This window comes from Xanthocytophaga agilis (assembly GCF_030068605.1).
Classification (GTDB): domain Bacteria; phylum Bacteroidota; class Bacteroidia; order Cytophagales; family 172606-1; genus Xanthocytophaga; species Xanthocytophaga agilis.
This window is the reverse complement of record NZ_JASJOU010000020.1, coordinates 154,649-171,802: the sequence shown is the minus strand read 5'-3', so window position 1 is coordinate 171,802 and position 17,154 is coordinate 154,649. Positions and strand designations below refer to the sequence as shown.

Sequence of the window (17,154 nt, the reverse complement as noted above, 5' to 3'; positions counted from 1 at the left end):
CTTTCCCTCTGAACAGATAACTTCTTTTGAGGCACAGCCTATTTAGAAATATAGCTGTCAGTTTTATAAAAGATGATTGTACCCTTACAATCAATCCATACTTTACATGAACTTTAGTTGATTACTATATGCCTGAAAAAGGTTCTTCCAAATGGATTATTACCATTACAGTGATCGTAGGTTCCTTGTTGGAACTAATTGACACAACCATTGTCAATGTATCACTGCCCCAGATTATGGGAAATCTGGGAGCCACATTATCAGATGTGAGCTGGGTGGTGACAGGGTATGCGGTTGCAAACGTAATCGTATTACCTATGTCTGGCTGGCTTGCCGGACGTTTTGGCCGTCGCAATTATTTCCTTGGGTCTATTATAATATTTACAGTTGCATCTTTCTTTTGCGGAAATGCAGACAGTCTGTTGATGCTGGTTATTTTCCGGATTATTCAAGGTCTGGCAGGAGGTGGCTTACTATCAACAGCACAAACGATTCTGATTGATACCTGGCCACGGGAAGAGATAGGTATGGCCAATGCCTTATTTGGTTTAGGAGCCGTATTGGGACCGGCAGTAGGTCCTACCATCGGGGGTTATATCACAGACAATTACTCCTGGCCATGGATATTTTATGTAAACATTCCGGTAGGTATTCTGGCAGGGGTGTTTGTATTTATCTTCATTAAGAACACCAAAAATGAAAATATAAGCCGACGTATTGACTGGACAGGGATTGCCCTACTCGCTTTATGTATCGGATGTCTGCAGGTGGTGCTGGAAAAAGGTGAAACAGAAGACTGGTTTGAAACAGCGTATATATCTGTATTAACCTTTATCTCACTGGTAGCGAGCATTGCGTTTATATGGCGGGAACTTAGTATCGACTATCCGATTGTAAACCTCCGTATTTTACGCTATCGGAGCTTTAGTGCAGGTATGCTTACTTCTTTTGCACTGGGATTTGGTATGTATAGTTCGGTATTTGCACTACCTATCTTGTGTCAGAATATTCTGGGTTTCAGTGCCCAGCAAACTGGTGAGTTGATGTTTCCCGGTAGTGTAGTCACTATGTTTATCATGCCTATAACGGGAACGTTATTAAAGAAAGGGTTTCCAGCCCAGTTTCTGGCTACAGGTGGTATGATCCTGTTTTTTATCTTTACTCAGATGCTGAGTGTTTCCAATGTGTTTAGTGGTCCGAATGATTTCTTCTGGCCTCTGATGGTACGAGGTGTCGGAATGGCTATTCTCTTTGTTCCTTTGACCACATTGGCGATTCAGGACCTGCATGGAGCTGAAATAGGACAGGGAACAGGACTCAACAACATGATGCGACAGTTAGGTGGTTCTTTTGGAATTGCTCTTTCGAATACCATACTGGCACACCGTGCCGCTTTTCATAGAGTGAACCTGGTTTCCTACATGAATTCTTATAGCGATGCATTTACAGAAAGATTAAGAATGCTCACCAATAGTTTTATTGCCAAAGGATATACTCCGCTAGATGCTGAATCCAAAGCACATAAAGCATTGGATGGAATTATGACCAAACAAAGCATGATCCTCTCTTACAATGATATATTTTGGCTTGTAGGGTTCTTTATGTTATTCTGTATCCCATTGATTTATTTGCAGAAGTTCAAGAAAAATGTTGCAATCCCTGTGGATGCACATTGATGTAATTTACAATTATTCCGAAAAACCGACAGTTACTAAATTGTCGGTTTTTTTATGCTCTGTCCGAAAGATAGCATTATGTAGCATTTCACTTAAAATACATCGAATAACCTCAAAATCTGTAGCGACTGTACACATCCTTACTGACAAACAATATCCTTCTGTTGGGAAAGGTTGTTTCTCTGAAGTTTAAGTACCATTTTTGCGCTATGAAATTCCGATTAATCGATATTATCAAATATGCCATTCCATTGGTAGTAGCTTTTCTATTGCTACGTTTCTACGTATTCAAGGAATTAAGTCTGGCTGATATGATAGCCACTTTCCGACAAGCAAACTACAGTTGGGTTATCTTCTCAGGAATTGTCTTATTGTTTGCACACTGGAGCAGAGCCTATCGATGGCGGTTATTATTGGAACCTCTTGGGTATAAACCCAGTATGTCTCGTATGTTTCTGGCTGTTATGATCGGGTATTTTGCCAATCTGTTACTGCCTCGTATGGGTGAAGTATCCCGATGTGGAGTATTGAATAAGATGAATAAAGTGCCTATCAATGCAGGAATAGGTACTGTGGTAGCTGAAAGACTTTTTGATGTTGTAATGCTACTATTACTTCTATGCCTCAATTTTCTTCTTGAGTTCAACCGGCTTAGTGACTTCTTTATTCAATTCTTTACGGATAAATTTGGTAGCTTTAGCCAAATCTCCTCAACCTTTTACCTCATTTTGATTGTTGGAGCCTTGTTTGTAGCAGGTATGGGATTCTGGGCTTACAAAAATCAGGAAAAACTCTGGAAAATAGCCATTCTTGCCAAGATTCGCGATTTCTTCCTGGGTATGTGGGAAGGCTTGGTCAGTGTAAGAAAGATGCAAAACAAATGGGGTTTTATTGCTCATAGTTTCCTTATCTGGATAGGTTATTATTTTGCGGCCTATCTTCTCACATTTGCACTTCCAGATTCAAAGCCTCTTGGCTGGATGGGAGGGCTTACTATCCTTATGATGGGTAGTCTTGGTATGGCAGCTCCTGTACAGGGTGGCACAGGCCCGTATCACCTGCTGGTAAGTAGTGCACTTATGTTGTATGGATGGTCTCAAGAGGAAGGTATTATCCTGGCTACCTTTATCTGGGCATCTCAAACACTCCTGACAATTGTAGCAGGTGGCATATGCTTTGTGGTTAGTTTGTTCATCAATAGCACAGATATAGAACCTGTTGAGGTAAAAGATACCCCATCTCAAAACTATAACTCTGCAACCTAAACTATTTATAGTATACTAAAATGACAGAAGAAAAAATCCAATCCTTGGATAAAGCACTTTTAACTATAGCTCAGTGGAAGGCAGAAGGCAAGTCTATTGCCTTTACCAATGGATGTTTTGATATAGTACATATAGGTCATGTAGACTATCTGGAAAAAGCGAGATCTCAGGGAGATAAGCTTGTATTAGGCCTCAATACTGATGCATCGGTGCAACGATTAAAAGGAGAAACCCGCCCCATTGTAAATGAAACAGGACGGAGCCGGGTTATTGCAGCACTTGGATTTGTCGATCTGGTAGTTCTTTTTGACGAGGATACGCCAAAAAGTCTGATTGAAGCTATAAAACCTGACATTTTGATCAAAGGTGATGATTATACAGTGGAAACAATTGTTGGTGCAGATTTTGTAATAGCTAATGGAGGAACAGTAAAAACCATACCTCTGGTGAAAGGATTTTCAACCTCATCTATTGTAGAGAAGATCCGAAAGTCAGGGTAAAATTTTTATAAAACCTGTTCGTCTACCTCGGTAATTAAAAATTAAATAAACACACAACTATGATCTTTCTTATCAGTATTGTAACCATGCTTGTCAGCATGTTTGTGAGCTGGCAACTTAAAAGCAAATTTGCGCAATATTCACAAATTCCGTTAGCAGGCGGAATGAGCGGAGCAGAAGCTGCCGCCAAAATGCTGCGAGACAATAATATTTTTGATGTTCGAATAACAGCTGTAGAAGGCCAACTCACTGATCACTATAATCCAGCAGATAAAACAGTCAACCTGAGTCAGGATGTATATTATGGACGTAGTGCAGCAGCAGTAGCAGTAGCCTCTCATGAATGTGGACACGCAGTGCAGCATGCAACTTCATATGGACCTTTGCAAATGCGTTCAGCATTGGTGCCTGTAGTAAGTATTTGTGGTAATGTACTTCAGGTTTTGAATATGCTTATTCTTTTTGGTGTAGGTTACTCTATCTTCCAGGGTCATGGAGCAATGGGTAATATTCTGTTGCTGGTATTAATAGGAGCCAATGCAGGTTTGGCGTTGTTCTCCACCATTACACTTCCTGTAGAATTTGATGCAAGTCGTCGGGCATTAGTTTGGATGGAAAATAGTGGGGTAGTTACCCAAAGAGAACATGACATGGCAAAAGATGCACTTAAATGGGCTGCCATGACTTATGTAGTAGCAGCTATTGGTGCACTTGCTCAACTTGCTTACTGGATATTTGTATTCATGGGTCGCAGAGATGACTAATGACAATATGATTTATAAAAGAAAAACGTCATGCAATCCTGTATGGCGTTTTTCTTTTATAGTCTTTCTATTTGCTCTATCAATCAATCTCAATCACCACATCGCTGGTTAGAGGATGGCCTACACAGGTAAGGATATATCCCTGTTTGATCTCCGTTTCTGACAATCCATCTTCTTCATCTAATAAAACCTTTCCACTTACACACTTACCCATACAGGCAGTACACATACCACTCTGACAGGAGTAAGGAAGATCTATATCGTTATCCAGTGCCGCTTCCAGTATAGTTTTTTGGGCAGGTACAGCTACTTTATATTCAGCTCCCTCATACATAATTGTCACTGTATAGTCTTTCACCTCACCTGTTGTATCTTCTACCACTTCTCCATGTACGGGTTCTTTGGTTACCGTTAGAAAACTCTCAGAATGTACTCTCTCTGATGGAATCTGCAAAATGCGTAGTGCCTGTTTAGCTTCTTCCATCATGCCATCCGGACCACAGATAAAGTACTCTGTATCTGCCCATTTAGGCAAATGTTCCAACATCTTGAGTACTAATGACTGATTCAGTCGTCCAATATGGCCTGTCCATGAAGAGGCGGGCTGGCTTAATACATGAATTACATCTAACCTACCTGCAAACTTTTGTGTAAGAGAAGCTAACTCCTCTTTAAATATAATAGACTGTTCATTCCTGTTGCCATATAATACAGATACACGGCTACGAGATTCTGTATGCAAAATAGTTTTAGCAATAGACATCAGTGGAGTAATGCCACTCCCAGCACCAATCAGAATAATATGTCTTTGTTTATCAGCATTAGGTTCAATAGTAAATGTTCCCATGGGCTCCATCACTTCAACCAATGCACCTGGCTTCAGTTGATCATTCAGAAAGTTTGATACCTTCCCTCCTTCTACTCGTTTTACAGTTACAACCAGATTGTTTTCCGAAATAGGCGAACTACACATAGAGTAGGAACGACGCTCTGTTTTTCCGTTAACAGGAACCAATAACGTAAGAAATTGCCCTGATTTATATGAAATGCGCTGATTAGCAGGCTGCTCAAAATGTACAGAAATCGAATCAGGAGTTTCCCGAACAATTTTTTCGACTTTTAGAAAATGATATTTACTCATGTGTATTAACAATGTTAACTTTATCAGGAGGCAAAAGTAATCAATCGTAGTCAAATCATACTTGTAACGGAATTAATCTTTCATAGCAGAATACAATTTCTGGCTTACAATACAAAATAAAAAGCCTGGCTTTGTAAAGCCAGGCTTTTTATTTTGTATTGTCATACTATTAAAGGCTAACCAGCAGGAACCAGGTAAAGTGTTACTGAGGTAGTTTGTCCTTTTGCATTCGTAGTAGTATATTTTATATTTAAAATATCTTCGGTCAAATCACTGACAGTAACAGAAGCCGGGCTAAAACTAGCGTTATTAGGTACAGTAAAGTTAATTGCTGTATCATTGGAAGCAAAAACCCATGTTCCTGAAGAAGAATTATTCTGAGAATCAATCCATGTAAAGCCTGTACTACTAAAACTCAGGCGTAATGGTGTGTAATTCACAGTCTGAGCACCTCCTATTTCAAAAACAACCGTACCATTTTCTTCTGCCTTCTGAACTTTCCAGGTTTGGCTAATTAATTCGGTTTTGGTTTTGGGTGTACTTTTTTTGCAGGAAGCTCCTCCTACAATAATGCCAATCAAACAGAGTGTAGTAAGGAAAATGTTGATTTTTCTCATTTAGACGCTAATAAAGGTTTATAACAAAAATAGAGACTTTACCATAAAAAAACTAATTCTTTGAAACATACGCTATATTTTATACATGTATATATGTATGTTTTTTATTAAAACATCTGTATTCTATCATCCTCCAATATGAAATACAGAGAGGATCAGCATAATACAGTTTATGAGTCCATATATTCCCAAAATAATAAAGCCTACTGTTCGATCTGTTTTTTGAGATTGTTTGCGTTTTCCGGTATCGTCTATACGCAATGAAATAACAGAAAACATCACAGTAAAGAAGATTGCCAAAAAAGTAGCGCCATGAAGAATGTCTACTATGGTCAATTGAGAAGAGAATGGTAAATAGCCATCAATCACATATTTGTTACCCACTGCTGCAAATAATCCCCCTACTGGTAATCCAAAACGAGCATCTGCATGTTGAGCATCTATAAAAAATGTAACATAAGCAATCGCAAATGCGACATACATTCCCAGAAATAACTTAAAAAATAATCCCCATGCGTTGCGTTCAACATCTACCACAACTGCCAGTTGTGAATAGGCAGCATTAAAGTGTTCCAGGCGTGTATCACCAAATCCTGTTTTGTATTCGCTGGTTCCAATCTCAATAGCAGTCTTTCGAATTTTCCAGCCAGAGATTGTCATATCCGGATCATATAATTTACCACTTGTATCCGGCATAAAAATCAAACTTGACTGATCATATTTCGAGTTCTCTACAAGTATTTGAAGTCGTTGCCGGTCAAAAGGAAAATGTTGGATAGCCCAGTTTTCTTTCATGATACATTTTAACTTAAACTGTACCCACTTTTTTCCTTCCAGACTATCGATCACTACTTCGTCTACTGTTACTTCCTTGGCATTGGCAATCTCCAGACTATTTTCCAGATCCTCCAGCTTTTTATTATATACCATCCAAACCCAGAAACGAGCTGTATATTCCTGTTCCCGAAAATCAAGATCGTGTAAGCTTAACAGATAACAACCTATACGAACCGTATCAGGAGTGCTTGTCTGCGCATAAAGGCTATTACATGTACCTACCCCTATTAAAACTAAAACAAATAAAAGAAAGCTTCGAAGATTCCGTGCAAGAAGAAGCATATGATTCAAATGCTTGACTGTAAATATAAACAGTAGAGGATACTCATCTGGATGATGTAAAAGGAAAGCCATCCAGATGAGTTTTAAATATAACGTTTATGCCTTATTTTTTTGTTTGGCAGATAAAAAGATCGCAGCACCTACAAACGCAAACAAAGCAATAGAGCTAAACAAGGCAATATGTTCACCCTGTTGGTATGTATTACTGATAAAAGTAAACGTAATCTTGTGTTTACCAGGAGGTACAACCATACCACGTAAAATGTAATTCACACGAAAATGAGGTACAGGCTTATCATCTATTGTAGCTTGCCAGTAGTCTTTGTTAGCATAGTAAATCTCAGAGAATACAGCCAGTTGAGGAGTCTGTGCATTGGATTCATAGACCAGATGATCGGGTGAATAGCTTGTAAGGGTAATGGTTGCAGTGCTATCAAACTGGATATTCAGACCATTTAAATCTTTTTCAAAACGTTTGTCAATAATAGCAGTCGTTTTGGGTTCAAAAGTCTCAATGGCTTTAATTTCTTCATCTGCATTTGGAACAATTTTGTATTCTTTTACAAACCATGCATTGCCCAAAGCTTCTGGATTTTGCTGAACAAATACCTGCCCCGTTTTCTGATCTGGCACAATTACATACTTTGTATTCAACATATTAAGACCTTTGATGCTTCCTTTTGCCAAAACGCTGTCAATAACATCACTATACCGACGCATCTTGGCACCATGATACCCTCCTACTGAATGATGGAAATAAGAAGTAGTAGCATCTTGGAATGGACTTGCAGCATAATTAAATACTCTATACTGTGTGGTATCTCTCAGAATCTGCTCATCGGCAGGCGTTGGTTTAATAATAGCCCGTTCCTGATCACGTCTGTCAATGGTAAAATCATCATTATTAACATAGCGCTTGTCAACAGCAAACATATCAGTTAATACAACAGCTCCCAATACCAGGACCATAAGAGACGCAGAGAGACGTTTGAATAAAAACGCAATAATCACTCCTGCGGCTACCACAATAAACATAAAACTGCGAAAAGCATCTCCACGCAATATAGAAGCCCGGTCATCACGTATCGGACGGATAATCCAGTCTCCATATCCCTGCGCAAGTTGCGGATCAACTATATCACTGCGAAAATCAAAGAATGCACCTCCCAATAATGCAAAGAGTAATGCCACACCTCCAGTTAATCCAAAACTCCAGATCAAAGGCCTTTGAAGATTAGTCCAGCTATACTCTCCACGAACCAGTTCCTGTACAGCCATGGCAGCTCCTAACACCAGAAATACCTGCGTTAATGCCAGAGTCATAGTCACTGCACGGAATTTATCAAAAAGTGGTGCATAGGTAAACAGAATGTCATTGAGAGCAAAGTTCTTACCCCATGCCAGCATAGTCATAAATACAGCAGAGCCTAGAATCCACCATTTGATGCGATTTGGGATAATAAACATGCCCAGCACAAATAAAAACAGAATAACAGCACCCGCATAAGTTGGTCCACCCGTAGTAGGTTGATCGCCCCAATATAAAGCACTAGATAGTTGTGCTACAATTTGTTTGGCCTGTGCATCAGATGCTCCTTTTTCAATCAAAGCATTGTACATAGCGGAATTTTTCCCAATACTTTTAGACATAGTTCCACCACCATAAAAATCAGGAATCAACAAGGTAAATGTCTCCATTTTGCCATAGCTCCACCGAAAGGCATAATCATAATCCAGACCATCTGCATTAACGCCTTTATCATCTGCTGTTGCAGGTTTAGGAGTTAATTCTGACTTCCCTCTGATACTTTCTTTGGAATATTCACTGGTAGTAAGCAAACGAGAGGCATGAGAGCCAACAGCTAGTGCAACACCCACACCTATTACAGCTGAGGCAATTAAAAATGGTTTTAGTCGTTTTTCACGAATAGCAACAATCAGTTCCATAAGTACATAGAACCCAATAGTCAGAAACATATAAAATGTAATCTGCACATGGTTTCCATAGATGTGCATTCCTAAAAATAACCCTACCAATGCACCCCCAATCCAATATTTACCTCGATAAGCCAGAATTACCCCACCTAATATAGGAGGTAGAAATCCCATCGCAATTACTTTGGAAGCATGACCAGCTTCTATATTTATCAGGTTATAACTACAAAAAGCAAACCCTATAGCCCCCAGCACGCCTATCCACGCATCAAACCCCAATGCAGCCAGCAGGATATAAAATCCAATCAGATACAAAAACACATAGTTAGCGGGCTCCGGCAACAGATTAGCGAAGAAACGACCTACTTTGGTAGTCCAGCTATTAGGATAATCTGCGGCAATAAGATAAGTAGGCATTCCTCCAAACATACTATTAGTCCACATAGGATAATGTCCTGTCTTTTCACGATACAAACCTGCTTCATGTCCTGCACCTCTAGCTTGCACAATATCATGTTGCGACATAGTCTTTCCATCCAGAACAGGCGAGAAATAAACAAAAGTGATAATTAGAAAAGCCACAATAGCCAATACATGTGGAATGGCTTTTTGCAAGAGGTTGTTGGTTTTCATGCGTTCAGAATATTGGGAGAGCCTCTACAGATAAATAAAATTTTATTTAAGATTCAACAAACAAAACATTGCTTGTAAGACAACTTAGATGGTATATCTTTATCAGTAATGTCTCCTTTCAACGAAATTAGTTTAGATTGTTTTTCGGAAAATGGTTCAAATATAGAATTTAAACTCTGAGGATTTGCAAAGAAAAGCCGATATTATTTTCCCGATAGAACATAAGATTATATAAGTAAAAGAAGGGATATGGAAGTGTTAAAAGTCCTTTTTCAGGATTTAACACAATTTTTATAAAGAATTCATACCACTATTCAGTTTAGCTGTGTATTTTCGCAACCGTTTTTAACGAGTTGTAAAATCTGAATCATTATACAAGCAAGACATATACAGTCAAAACATATCTGTATATTCATTGCATATCTGGCAAATAGCCAATTAAATTATCAGGCAGCCAGTTTCTTTCATATTATCCGGAAATAAGCTACCTGAAATCAAAATTATGAAGAAAATAGCCATTTTCACCTCTGGGGGAGACGCCCCTGGCATGAACGCTTGTGTGCGTGCAGTTGTCCGAAGCGCTATTTATTATGGATTGGAAGTATACGGAATCCGTCATGGATATGATGGCATGATCAGAGGAGAAATTTCTCAAATGCAATCCTATTCTGTTAGCAATATCATCCAAAAAGGGGGTACCATTTTAAAATCTGCCCGTAGTAAAGAATTCATGACCAAAGAAGGCCGGGCAAAAGCATACGATCAGTTACAAAAATATGGTATTGAGGGATTGGTAGCAATTGGGGGAAACGGAACATTTACGGGAGCCTCTATATTTTATGAAGAATATGGTATACCAGCAGTAGGTGCCCCAGGAACTATTGACAATGACTTATATGGCACTGATTATACAATTGGCTATGATACAGCTGTAAATACAGCACTGGATGCTATCGACAAGATTCGGGATACAGCAGATTCTCATGACCGTATTTTCTTCATCGAAGTAATGGGTCGTGATTCAGGATATATTGCCATTCAGTCTGGTATTGGTGGGGGTGCAGAATTAGTAATGGTTCCAGAAACTTTTACTCCTATTGGAGAAGTTATTAAAACATTGGAAGAAGGCTGGAGCCGTTCCAAATCCTCTTTCATCATCATTGTAGCAGAAGGAGAAAGTGGAGGTGCTACAGAAGTGGGAACAACAGTAAAGAAACATTTTCCGGATGCGGATATACGTATCACCAATCTTGGTCATATTCAACGTGGTGGTAGTCCTACAGCATTTGATCGGATTCTGGCAAGCCGTCTGGGTGTTGGTGCAGTAGAAGGTCTGATCAATGGACAGCAAGGGGTAATGGTAGGTATCATTAACAACAAGCTAACCTATACTCCTTTCCGTGACTGCATCAGCTTAAGCAAACCTATTAGTGATGAACTGGTTCGTATTGTAGAGATTTTAAGTATATAACAGTATAAGTTACACAATATCAGACTTTGAATGGTAGTGCATCTGTTCAAAGTCTGATATTGACTATCAGTAGTTAGATAAGATGATGATTTTCGCTCTTTTTGCATTTAAGGTTACAGGGATTGGTGTGCTACCTATACTTCTGGTTATTACAGGAGCAATATTTCTGTGGGGTATGGTGGTTCTTAATAGTCTGAGAACCCGCAAAAGTAATACAGATATCTATCTTCAGAATGTAGGCAAGGTAGCATTTCAGCGAGTGCAGTTACTTATGCAGTTGGGAGAATTACTGAATACCAATCTGGTAGCTGATCAGGAAGGAGGTTACAATGAAACCAAACTGGCGGCAGAAACTAAGACAATTGCCCAATCCATTGAAAACCTGGGATTTGCAGATAATAACGAAGCAAACCGCTTACAAACGGCTTTAAGCCAAAATGCGTCTCTTTTGCTGCAAACACAGAAAAAATTCAGATCCGCACGAGGCAACTACAATGAGTTATGTAAACATATGCCTTACCGTATTATAGCTTCATTATTTGGATTTAAGCCTATGGCAGTTTAGGATTATTCATCTGCTGTTCTATATACTGTACAATCTCTTTAAACTGGCTAGGATGAAACCATTGATATTCTGTATCACGGGTAAACCATGTAAGCTGGCGTTTTGCATAACGCCTGGAATTTCGTTTCAGTAAACGAATCATTTCAGCCTCGTCATACATACCATCCAGAAATTCAAACACTTCTCTATATCCTACAGTTTGTAGAGCATTTTTATCTCTATATGCTGCCAAACTACGAACTTCATCTACCAAACCATTTTTCAGCATCAGGTCCATACGTAAATCAATCCGCTGGTATAACTCTTCTCTATCACGGTTCAGACCAATCTTTATAATCTGAAAAGGTCGTTCTACTTTTGTTCCTTTCCGAAAGGAAGAATAGGGCATTCCAGTTCCAATACTCACTTCCAGGGCTCGCATCACACGTTGTGGATTTGCCCGATCTACCTGTTGTCCATATACAGGGTCCAGTTCATCCAGTTGTTTAATCAGCACTTCTAACCCCTGTGTATCTAATGTTTGCTGAAGTTGTACCCGTATTTCTGGATCAACATCAGGAATCTCATCCATTCCATCTGTCAGCATTTTGATATATAAAGTAGACCCACCTGTGAGAATACAAACTTTATGTTGTGCTAAAACTGATTGGATACAACCTAATGCATCCTGTTCAAATGCAGCAGCATTGTACTCTTCTACAACACTATGGGAGTTGATGAAATGGTGTGTTATTCCTTCTTGTTCATCCGCGGTAGGCTTAGCTGTGCCAATAGTCATTTCACGATAAAACTGGCGTGAATCTGCTGATATGATTTCAGTCTTAAAATAATGAGCTAAACGCACACACAATTCGGTTTTCCCTACTGCTGTAGGACCTACTATCACTACTAAATAATTGACTTCTTGCATACAAAAGCGGAGAGGACACGTTTTCTCAGGAATATTTGTTACTTTTAAATTGGAAGATGTAGAGTATAATTTTATAAAGGCTTCAAAAGCATCTTTTAGGCTGTGCCTTCTCCTATTTTTCGGTCCGTAACTTTTGCTACGCCCGTCAGAATAGTGTCGTCTCGCTCTAGAACCTGCTCTTTTCGATGCTTTACTAATTATACTATAAACTTCATGAAAACGGCCCTTGTTTTTTGAACCAGCAAGATAGTATTTTTCACTTTACAAAGAGAGAACGTTGACAATATGGATTATATTGATTCAGTGACCCAGCAAGAAAAGAGTAGATTATTACAGGAGATCGATCGCTTAAATCACAAGATTGCTCAATACGAGAAACTTACTCAACCTGGTTTGGGAGAGGCAATACCTGCTTCTATTTCAAAATCAGGATACAATCAATTATTTAATAGCCCATTACGGGCCAAAGAGTTTGACCAGCCTCTGACACAAAACAATGATGAGCTAATCATCATTTTCGATAGGGAAGGGAATGTACTGGATGCAAACAGGGCTGCCTTACATTGGTTTCAATATTCAAGAGAAGAACTTATCAGCCGATCTGCCAAAAACTTTTGTGAGGCCTATGGTCTGGACTTTGAGCGATTTCAGGAATATTTAAAACGCACCTGGCAAGGAGAAGAACTAACCATTGAAAGACAACTCGTTAGTAAAAAAGGCACCTTCTTATTCGAGATACTCTTAAAAAAAGCCATCTATCTGGGAAGAGAAGCTATAGCTATCTATGGTCGGGATATCACAGAAATCAAAATAGCAGAGGAAGAGAAAAAACGGCAGGTAGCCCAACGGGATGCGGAAGAGCAATTTCTGCGGACACTTGAGAAAGTAAATCTGGTATGTTTTCGGATTGAAAGTGACGAAACAATTTCTTTTTGCAATGATTACCTCTTAAAAGTAACCGGATGGTCAAGAGAAGAAGTACTTGGACAAAACTTTTTTGATGTATTTGTACCAGTATCAGACCATGTACCCCGTCGCAAGGAATTTTATAATGCACTAAAAAATGGAGGGTTCTTTGAGATTACTGAACGAAGCTTATTAGGTAAAGATGGAAATCTTCGTTACATACAGTTTAGTTCTGTTGTATTGAATACCCAAAAAGGAGAGATTTCGGCTATTACCCGTGTAGGAGAAGATATTACAGATAAAAAGAAAGTCACTGCCATTCTAGCCAGAACTCACGCACAATTACAGGATTTGTTTGATAATGCCAATGACCTGATTCAGATCATATCCCTAAAAGGAGACGTTCTTTTTGCCAATCGGGCCTGGCAGGATAAACTTGGATACAGTGGGGCTGAAATCGAAAAGCTAAATATTCGCGAGATTGTTCATCCTCAACATCTCAAAAGTACACTTAGTAAATTTAACCGCATTGCAAACGGCGAAAAGATCTATAAGTTTCAGACTGTATTCCGAAGCAAATCTGGCCAGGACATTTATCTGGCAGGTAGTGTAAGTTGTAGGTATGAAGCTGGCAAGCCCACAGCTCTTCGCTGTATATTATATGATACAACCGAACGAATTCGGGCAGAACGTGCACAGAATCTGTACTATAGTATTGCCAACTTAACTACCAAAAGTGGTAACCTGGATATCTTGTATCAGAATATCCACAAAGAATTAGGGAAGATTATTGATGTACGCAACTTCTATATTACGCTGTACAACAATGAGCGTAACTTTCTCTATTATCCATATTTTGTAGATGAGGACACCAGCAGTGATTTGCGTGTCACCCAGCGTCGTGTAGGTCGCGGACTCACCGAGTTTGCCATGTTCTACAATAAGCCGTTGTTCTTATATGAAGAACAGATTCTTCGTCTTGCAGAGGAGAACAATCTGGAATTATATGGTAAAACCCCCAAGGTATGGATGGGTGTACCTTTAAAGATTGAGAGCCGGACTACCGGAATCATTGCGGTAAAGTCCTATGACAATCCCAACACGTATAGCACCCGTGATCTTGAACTATTGGATTTTATCTCAGGTCAAATCGCCCTGGCAATTGAAAGAAAGCAGAACGAAGAAAAACTATATAAGCAAACAGCTCAGTTAAATGCTGTATTTGAGAGTGGAAGCCATCTGATGTGGTCTGTAAATAAACGTTTATACCTGACATCTTTCAACAAAAATTTTGCAGATTCCTATGAGTCCCGCTTTGGATTCCGACCAATCATAGGGGTCAATACAGATCGGGTGCGTAGCGAATTTATGCGTTCCCACAATTATCATAACTGGGAAGCCCGTTATCGCCTGGCATTACAAGGTATTCCGCAGCATTTTGAGACGCAGATACGTACTAAACAAAATGAGAATTCCTGGAGAGAAGTATACCTGAATCCTATTATCTCAAAAGATGGCACAATTGAAGAACTCTCAGCAATAGCTCACGATATTACAGAGAAGAAAGAATCAGATATGAATCTGATAGAGAGTGAGAAGAAGTTCAGAAGTATCTTCGAATCTTTTCAGGACATCTACTATCGGTCAGACTTACGTGGTATTATCCGCATGATCAGTCCATCTGCTTATGAGGTAGGAAACTACAATGACGGAGAAATTATTGGACGTAATATTACAGATTTCTTCATTGACAAAGGAAAAAGCTACCATACCTATCGGCAACTGCGACGCAATGGATCTGCCAAGAATATTGAAGTCGGTTTTATAACCAAACAAGGCACTGAAATTCAATTTCTGCTCAATGTTCGTCTGGTACATGATGAAAACGGAAAACCTATAGAAATTGAAGGAGTAGCCCGGGATATTACCGAACGTAAAAAGGCAGAAGAAGAACTTTTAAAGGCCAAGGAAATAGCCGAAAAATCGCTGAAAGTTAAAGAAAGATTCCTGGCGAACATGAGTCATGAGATCAGAACCCCTATGAATGGTATCATCGGAATGATTGATGTACTCAACGATACTCCATTAAATCCGAAGCAAAAGGAATATGTTCAGACTGTTAAAAAGTCATCTGAAACCCTACTCACGATTCTGAATGATATTCTGGACTTATCCAAGATCGAAGCTGGCAAAATGGAGCTTCACAAAGCCCCACTTTCTTTTCAGAATACTATCGAGAAGCTGCATGCATTGTTTACTCAACAAGCTGCAACAAAGAATAATATTCTAAAATACCATATAGATGATAAGGTACCAGAGTTTATTATTGCGGATGAGACCCGATTGCTTCAAATCTTGTCTAACCTCACATCCAATGCCATAAAATTCACAGAAAAAGGTACTGTATCCATTCAGGTATCCTTATATGAAAGTAAGGGAAAAGTCAAGAAAATCAAAGCTTCTGTAAGTGACACAGGTATAGGTATTTCCAAAGAAAACCTGTCTCTGTTGTTTAATGCATTCAATCAGGTAGACAACTCATCTACCAAATCTTATGGAGGAACTGGTCTGGGTCTGGCAATCTCTAAAGAACTGGCCCGTATGATGGGCGGAGAAATAGGGGTTGAATCTCAATCAGGCAAAGGTAGCACCTTCTGGTTCACGTTTGAGGCAAAAGAGACAAACATTAGCCCTCTGACAAAGAATATTACAGAAGGAGAATTTAAGGAAGGCGATGTATTTAACGGATTACAGCCTCTTGTATTACTGACCGATGACAATATGGTTAACCGTACTGTAGCAAGTGAAATACTTGGCAAGGCAGGATGTATTATTGAAATGGCAGAAAATGGTTTTACTGCGATTGAAAAAGTAAAAAACACATTTTCTGATCCAGTAAAACGCAACTATGATATCATTCTCATGGATATTCAGATGCCTGATATGGATGGTATTACAGCGACCCAGCACATTCGTCAGCTAAATATAAAGAACCTCCCTCCTATCATTGCTATGACGGCCTATTCCATGAAAGAAGATCGGGAGAAATTTCTGAGTCAGGGAATGGATGATTACATAGCAAAGCCGATCCGCGCAGCGGCACTCATTCAGAAAGTAAAAGAATGGTTTGACAAATCGGGAAACCTGAAAGCAAATACAAATGTAATACACCCGATAATAGCGTCTCAGCATGTATCAGTAGAATCAATCACCCCTCAAGTCTCAGAACCAAAAACTGCCCCTGTTATCGTATCAGAAGCAGAAAAAGAGTTTCCTGTCCTCAATCTGGAAGTAATAGGACAGTTAAAGAAATATGGTGGGGAAGAGATGGTGCTGGCAACACTCGAAGAGTTTATTGCTGAAGCCTATGAACAAATGAATGAAAACATGGAAGCTTTACCTTCAAAAGATTATAAGAAGATTTTAAGCAACTTACATACATTGAAAGGAAATTCAGGCACATTAGGTATTGAAAAAATTGCTAATTTTGCACGCACGACAGAAGCTGACCTGAAAAACAATGTCGTCAAAAATTTAAAAAAGAATCTGCTGAAGATTCAAAAAGAAATTGAGATATTTGAAAACTCCTATAAGGAGATCTTAGGAACTGATATAGAGGCAAAAACAGAATCTTAGCACGTATATCAGATCA

At 39.2% G+C, this 17,154-nt stretch carries 12 protein-coding genes; 7 read left to right on the top strand and 5 right to left on the bottom strand.

Features of this window, described 5'->3' with window-relative positions; genetic code table 11:
- Window positions 1-128 precede the first annotated feature (128 nt).
- The 4 genes from QNI22_RS36210 (at window position 129) to QNI22_RS36195 (ending at window position 4,205) form a co-directional block, all read left to right on the top strand.
- Complete coding sequence (locus QNI22_RS36210; RefSeq protein ID WP_314519012.1) at window positions 129-1,676, top strand: DHA2 family efflux MFS transporter permease subunit; 1,548 nt, start codon at window positions 129-131, stop codon at window positions 1,674-1,676.
- Window positions 1,677-1,885: 209 nt separating this feature from the next.
- A complete protein-coding gene (locus tag QNI22_RS36205) occupies window positions 1,886-2,941 on the top strand; it encodes a lysylphosphatidylglycerol synthase transmembrane domain-containing protein (protein ID WP_314519010.1) in 1,056 nt (351 codons plus the stop codon).
- A gap of 20 nt (window positions 2,942-2,961) precedes the next feature.
- Window positions 2,962-3,441: a D-glycero-beta-D-manno-heptose 1-phosphate adenylyltransferase gene (rfaE2, locus tag QNI22_RS36200; protein ID WP_314519008.1), complete on the top strand. Its 480-nt coding sequence runs from the start codon at window positions 2,962-2,964 to the stop codon at window positions 3,439-3,441.
- A gap of 59 nt (window positions 3,442-3,500) precedes the next feature.
- A complete protein-coding gene (locus tag QNI22_RS36195) occupies window positions 3,501-4,205 on the top strand; it encodes a zinc metallopeptidase (RefSeq protein ID WP_313995818.1) in 705 nt (234 codons plus the stop codon).
- A 79-nt stretch (window positions 4,206-4,284) separates the two neighbouring features.
- Here the strand turns inward: QNI22_RS36195 and QNI22_RS36190 are convergent, their stop codons facing one another.
- The 4 genes from QNI22_RS36190 to QNI22_RS36175 all read right to left on the bottom strand — a co-directional run bounded on the left by QNI22_RS36190 (window position 4,285) and on the right by QNI22_RS36175 (window position 9,650).
- On the bottom strand, window positions 4,285-5,346 hold the full coding sequence (locus tag QNI22_RS36190) for a 2Fe-2S iron-sulfur cluster-binding protein (RefSeq protein WP_314519005.1): 1,062 nt from the start codon (window positions 5,344-5,346) through the stop codon (window positions 4,285-4,287).
- Between the two features lie 176 nt (window positions 5,347-5,522).
- Complete coding sequence (locus QNI22_RS36185) at window positions 5,523-5,963, bottom strand: hypothetical protein (RefSeq protein ID WP_314519003.1); 441 nt, start codon at window positions 5,961-5,963, stop codon at window positions 5,523-5,525.
- Between the two features lie 126 nt (window positions 5,964-6,089).
- A complete protein-coding gene (locus QNI22_RS36180; RefSeq protein ID WP_314519001.1) occupies window positions 6,090-7,082 on the bottom strand; it encodes a ligand-gated ion channel in 993 nt (330 codons plus the stop codon).
- Window positions 7,083-7,178: 96 nt separating this feature from the next.
- The gene (locus tag QNI22_RS36175; protein WP_314518999.1) at window positions 7,179-9,650 is read right to left on the bottom strand and encodes a hypothetical protein; all 2,472 of its coding nucleotides are present in this window, start codon (window positions 9,648-9,650) and stop codon (window positions 7,179-7,181) included.
- Between the two features lie 502 nt (window positions 9,651-10,152).
- On the opposite strand from QNI22_RS36175, the gene pfkA reads away from it, so the two are divergent.
- Entirely contained in the window at window positions 10,153-11,121 is a 969-nt protein-coding gene (pfkA, locus tag QNI22_RS36170; protein WP_313977671.1) for a 6-phosphofructokinase, read from the top strand.
- An 82-nt stretch (window positions 11,122-11,203) separates the two neighbouring features.
- Window positions 11,204-11,686 carry a LemA family protein gene (locus tag QNI22_RS36165; protein WP_314518997.1) on the top strand — a complete coding sequence of 161 codons (483 nt, stop codon included), beginning with the start codon at window positions 11,204-11,206 and terminating at the stop codon, window positions 11,684-11,686.
- Here QNI22_RS36165 and miaA read toward each other — a convergent pair.
- Complete coding sequence (gene miaA, locus QNI22_RS36160) at window positions 11,673-12,596, bottom strand: tRNA (adenosine(37)-N6)-dimethylallyltransferase MiaA (RefSeq protein WP_314518995.1); 924 nt, start codon at window positions 12,594-12,596, stop codon at window positions 11,673-11,675. The genes QNI22_RS36165 and miaA overlap by 14 nt on opposite strands.
- 285 nt (window positions 12,597-12,881) lie before the next feature.
- Here miaA and QNI22_RS36155 point away from each other — a divergent pair, with 285 nt between their 5' ends.
- Window positions 12,882-17,138, top strand: coding sequence for a PAS domain S-box protein (locus tag QNI22_RS36155; protein WP_314518994.1), 4,257 nt, complete (start codon window positions 12,882-12,884; stop codon window positions 17,136-17,138).
- Window positions 17,139-17,154 lie beyond the last annotated feature (16 nt).

Bases quoted from the DNA above. Each gene is read 5' to 3' on its own strand.
- QNI22_RS36155 (WP_314518994.1), top strand. From the start codon at position 12,882: ATGGATTATATTGATTCAGTGACCCAGCAAGAAAAGAGTAGATTATTA.
- QNI22_RS36165 (WP_314518997.1), top strand. From the start codon at position 11,204: ATGATGATTTTCGCTCTTTTTGCATTTAAGGTTACAGGGATTGGTGTG.
- QNI22_RS36195 (WP_313995818.1), top strand. From the start codon at position 3,501: ATGATCTTTCTTATCAGTATTGTAACCATGCTTGTCAGCATGTTTGTG.
- QNI22_RS36205 (WP_314519010.1), top strand. From the start codon at position 1,886: ATGAAATTCCGATTAATCGATATTATCAAATATGCCATTCCATTGGTA.
- QNI22_RS36175 (WP_314518999.1), bottom strand. From the start codon at position 9,650: ATGAAAACCAACAACCTCTTGCAAAAAGCCATTCCACATGTATTGGCT.
- QNI22_RS36180 (WP_314519001.1), bottom strand. From the start codon at position 7,082: ATGCTTCTTCTTGCACGGAATCTTCGAAGCTTTCTTTTATTTGTTTTA.
- QNI22_RS36190 (WP_314519005.1), bottom strand. From the start codon at position 5,346: ATGAGTAAATATCATTTTCTAAAAGTCGAAAAAATTGTTCGGGAAACT.
- QNI22_RS36185 (WP_314519003.1), bottom strand. From the start codon at position 5,963: ATGAGAAAAATCAACATTTTCCTTACTACACTCTGTTTGATTGGCATT.
- QNI22_RS36210 (WP_314519012.1), top strand. From the start codon at position 129: ATGCCTGAAAAAGGTTCTTCCAAATGGATTATTACCATTACAGTGATC.
- miaA (WP_314518995.1), bottom strand. From the start codon at position 12,596: ATGCAAGAAGTCAATTATTTAGTAGTGATAGTAGGTCCTACAGCAGTA.
- rfaE2 (WP_314519008.1), top strand. From the start codon at position 2,962: ATGACAGAAGAAAAAATCCAATCCTTGGATAAAGCACTTTTAACTATA.
- pfkA (WP_313977671.1), top strand. From the start codon at position 10,153: ATGAAGAAAATAGCCATTTTCACCTCTGGGGGAGACGCCCCTGGCATG.